5 protein-coding genes are annotated in these 3,697 nt (G+C 73.5%); 1 reads left to right on the forward strand and 4 read right to left on the reverse strand.

The window, feature by feature from the left end; all coding sequences use genetic code 11:
* Positions 1–95 precede the first annotated feature (95 nt).
* Positions 96–647, reverse strand: coding sequence for a hypothetical protein (locus tag ACFWEP_RS32965; RefSeq protein ID WP_387375720.1), 552 nt, complete (start codon positions 645–647; stop codon positions 96–98).
* Positions 648–866: 219 nt separating this feature from the next.
* Between ACFWEP_RS32965 and ACFWEP_RS32970 the strand changes: the two genes are divergently transcribed.
* Positions 867–1,238 (forward strand): VOC family protein, encoded by a 372-nt coding sequence (locus tag ACFWEP_RS32970; protein WP_387375722.1) that lies wholly within the window; start codon positions 867–869, stop codon positions 1,236–1,238.
* Between the two features lie 30 nt (positions 1,239–1,268).
* Here ACFWEP_RS32970 and ACFWEP_RS32975 read toward each other — a convergent pair whose 3' ends face one another.
* The 3 genes from ACFWEP_RS32975 to ACFWEP_RS32985 all read right to left on the reverse strand — a co-directional run.
* Positions 1,269–1,604, reverse strand: coding sequence for a hypothetical protein (locus tag ACFWEP_RS32975; protein WP_387375724.1), 336 nt, complete (start codon positions 1,602–1,604; stop codon positions 1,269–1,271).
* Between the two features lie 149 nt (positions 1,605–1,753).
* Positions 1,754–3,361 carry a PH domain-containing protein gene (locus ACFWEP_RS32980; protein ID WP_387375726.1) on the reverse strand — a complete coding sequence of 536 codons (1,608 nt, stop codon included), beginning with the start codon at positions 3,359–3,361 and terminating at the stop codon, positions 1,754–1,756.
* Positions 3,358–3,697: PH domain-containing protein (locus ACFWEP_RS32985; protein WP_387375728.1), on the reverse strand; the 340-nt coding region annotated here is incomplete at its 5' end. The genes ACFWEP_RS32980 and ACFWEP_RS32985, both read right to left, overlap by 4 nt.

The following is a 3,697-nucleotide window of genomic DNA, read 5'->3' on the forward strand; positions in this document are numbered from 1 at the left end:
GCTCCCGCTCGTCACGAGCGGGAGCGGGCCTCTTGCCGTGGCGGATGCGGCGGGCGCGGGCGCGCGTCCGCCCGCGTGGGGCGGCGCCGGACGTCTCACATGTACTCGAAGTACCGGTCGTACCAGTCCGCCTTTCCCGACTCCCCCTCGTCCTCGCCCTCTTCCTCTTCGGCCACTTCCGCGGCCACGAGCACCGCGGCCAGCTCCACGTCCGCCGCCGCCGGCAGGCGCGAGGGTCCTCGGTACGGCTCACGGAGCAGTCCGTCCGGGACGAAGGTGCAGCCCATGACCGTACAGACGCCGTTGAGCCACGTCGTGAGCTCCTCGGTCAGCCCCTCGCTGCCGCCGGGGAGGCCTTCGCCGTCCTCGACTCGGGCGGTGACGAAATAGCCGCCGAAGTTGCTCATCATGGCGTGCAGGGGCCGGCCGAGACCCGTCGTGTCTGCCGGAACGTCGATGACGCCGTAGAAACTGGCGTCCTGGCCCAGGCCGGTTGAGCAGGACGGGCCGAACCGTTCCTCGAAGGCCCTCACCAGCCGGGTGAAGCGGGTCCCCGCCGCCTCCAGGTCGAAGTCCGCGGGGCGTTCCAGGTTGCCGGGATCGTCGTGTTCCAGCAGGAGCATCCGGATCGGGTCACTCGGGAGCATGTCGTGCCCTTCCAACAGATCGTGGTCAAAGGGGAGTCGGTGGGGCCCCGCCCCCACCGCCGGGCCGTAGGGGCGGCCTTGGCCCGGCGTCCGGCCCTGCCCGTGCTTCTCGGCGTGTGCGGGAAGGGCAACGCGTCGCGGGCCCCGTCCCCTCTCGGACACGGGTGACGGTACAGAGAGCGTCCTCTCCCTTTCCACGGGCGTGACAGGCTTGCCCGCATGACGAAAACACGCATCGGCACCGTGGTGATGGGAGCGTCCGACGTCCGTCGGGCCGCGGCGTTCTGGAAGGCCGCGCTCGCCTACATGGAGCGCGAACCCGCAAAGGAGGACTGGGTGGTCCTGGTTCCGGCCGAGGGCCACGGCGTGGGCCTCTCCCTCGGCCGGAGCGGCCCCGACAGCCCCGTCCAGGAGGTGCCGCGCGTCCACCTCGACGTCTACACCGAGGACCAGGACGGGGAGGTGGCCCGCCTGCTGGGCCTCGGCGCCTCCCGGGTGGACTGGCCGCACTACCCGCCGGACCCGGACTTCGTGGTGCTCGCCGACACCGAGGGCAACCGCTTCTGCGTCATCGACACCACGCACGGCTGAGGCCACGCCGCCCCGGACGCACCCGGGACCTCACGAGCCCGGGACCGGCACCGCCCCGGGCCCGCCGCTCACCCGGTCGGGAAGGGCATCGTCGTGCGTGTCGGCCACGACTTCGACGAGGGTGAAGCGGGCCTGCTCGACACGCATACGGTTGTGCACGCGCACGAAGTAGCTCCGGTCGGAGACGCGGCCGACCTCCCTGCGCTGACGCAGCCGGCCCTTTTCGGTGTGCGCCTTCGCGAAGTTGTCGACGCTGTCCAGCAGTTGGGCCAGGGCTTCCGCCTCGTCCCCTCCGAATTCCTGATGAATCCTCTGCTCGAAGTGCGGCGTTTCGCCACTGGTCTTCAGAACGAACCATCGAGGCATGGTGTTCTCCACTCCGTACGACGCACCGAGTCCACCCGGCGTCATGGTCGGCCGACCCTTGGTGCCGGGCCGGCCCGGCGTCCGTGAGAGTACCGGGCAAGGCGAAGGGCCGGGTCCGCACGGCTGATCCGCCGTGCTTCACGGCCGGATCAGCCGACGGGCCCGCGTGTTCCGGCGGTCCTACGGGGGCGTCCGACCGGCGCGGAGTCCCGGCCCCGGCGGTCGCCCTCCTCCCACTCCAGGAACGGCGCCAGCAGCCCCGGTACGGCCTCGGAGGCGAAGGCGAGCCCCTCACCCGCCCCGGTGTCGTACACCGCGTAGGCGCCCGTGCCGGCGGCCGTGGTGGCCGTGATGTCCAGCAGGCCCGCCCGCCGTTGGAAGTACGACTGCCGCACCGTCCAGCCGATCACCCCGGACCGCTCCAGGGCCGCCGTCGAGCGCCGTACGGTGCCGGAGCGGGTGACCAGGTGGCGGCCGGTCAGGGCGTGGCCGAGGTTCCGGTACGCGTCCAGGGCGAGCGACACCGCGAGCGGTACGCCGACCGCCGCGCAGCCCAGCGCGGTCCACAGCAGGACGGGCGTCAGCAGGGCCCCGAGCCCGGCCAGGAGTACCACCGGGGCCAGTGCCACCGCGAGGGCGCGCCTCAGCCGGCGGCCCCGGGCGGCGCGCGGGTGTCCGGTCAGGGGTGCTGCGGTCGGGGCGGACCCCTCGCGGAGCACGGCCGCCACGATCCGCTCCGCCTCCGGCCGGGGCACGGCGGGCAACAGGGTGCGGTGGCTCGCCTCCTTGGCCTCCTCGTCGTCGGCCAGCCCGGTGGTGATCGCGTCCACCCGGGCGGCCCCGAACAGCCGGACGCCCAGCGGCTCCACCAGCTCGGCGCCGCGCAGCCGGGCCTCCTCGACGGTGGTGGAACGCGAGGTCAGCAGGCCCCGGCGGACCCGCAGGGTGCCGCCCGGCTCGCGCTCCAGGCGGTAGTTCCACCACATCTCGGTCCAGAGCCCGAGGGCCCCGGCCGCGCCCGTGAGGAGGGCCGCCGCGAAGAGGACCGCGAGTGTCCAGAACAGCGGGAGGGCGCGGAAGAGCTCGACGGTCCAGTGGACGACGTCGCCCTGCGCGCCGGCCCACTCGCTCATCTGCATCACCCCGCCGGCCGCGGCGCCGCCGAGCATCGGGGCGACGAAGGAGACCGGGGCGTAGCGGATCCAGCGGAGATCGAGGACGGCCAGCTCTCCGTCGCGTTCCCCGGCGGCGCCGTCGCCGTCGCGCACCGCCCCGCGCGCCAGCAGCAGCCGGCGCAGGCGTTCGCCCTCGGCGCGGGTGACGGGGTCGAGTCGCAGGGTCGATTCGCCGTCCCGGTGCTCGCCGGTACCGATCCGTACGGTGACCAGGCCGAGGACCCGCAGCAGTGGGCGGGCGGTGAGGTCGACGGTGCGGACGCGGTCGAGGGCGAGCGAGCGGCGTCGCACCAGCAGCAGCCCGGAGTGGAGGTCGACATGTGCGATGCCGATCCGGTAGCGGGTCCGGCGCCAGCGGACGTGGTCCACGAGGACGGCGCAGCCGGTCAGCAGGACGGCTCCGGCGGCCGTCCAGAGTCCGGCCCGGGCGGCGCCGAAGTGGCCGAGGAACCCCATGGCCATCGGGACGGCGGTGCCCACCACCACCCCGGCCGTGAGTACCGCGGTGACCAGGGCGGTACGGGGGTCCAGGCGGCGCCATCCGTCGTCGGCGGGGGTGTCCGAAGGATTCACGGTGGTCATGTGGCGTCGCCGGGGGTGTCCCGGGTGATCCGGGTCAGCCGTTCGGCGAGCGCGGCTGCGGGTTCGTGCCCGAGCCCCGCGATCCGTACCGCTCCCTTGGCGGAAGCGGTGGTGACGGTGAGGGTGGCGAGTCCGAAGAACTGTTCCAGCGGGCCCCGGACGGTGTCGACGGTCTGGATGCGCGACATCGGCGCGATCCGCCACTCCTGGAGGAAGAGTCCGGTACGGACGTAGACGGCGTCCTCGGTGACCTCCCAGCGGTGGGTACGGAACCACCATCGGGGCAGCAGGGCGGCGCAGCAGGCGCCGAGCCCGGCCGTGACCGCTGCGGAGAGC

Source organism: Streptomyces sp. NPDC060198 (genome assembly GCF_042728415.1).
Classification (GTDB): Bacteria; Actinomycetota; Actinomycetes; order Streptomycetales; family Streptomycetaceae; genus Streptomyces.

Coding starts and splice junctions, on each gene's coding strand:
- ACFWEP_RS32965 (WP_387375720.1), bottom strand. CDS start 647: ATGCTCCCGAGTGACCCGATCCGGATGCTCCTGCTGGAACACGACGAT.
- ACFWEP_RS32970 (WP_387375722.1), top strand. CDS start 867: ATGACGAAAACACGCATCGGCACCGTGGTGATGGGAGCGTCCGACGTC.
- ACFWEP_RS32975 (WP_387375724.1), bottom strand. CDS start 1,604: ATGCCTCGATGGTTCGTTCTGAAGACCAGTGGCGAAACGCCGCACTTC.
- ACFWEP_RS32980 (WP_387375726.1), bottom strand. CDS start 3,361: ATGACCACCGTGAATCCTTCGGACACCCCCGCCGACGACGGATGGCGC.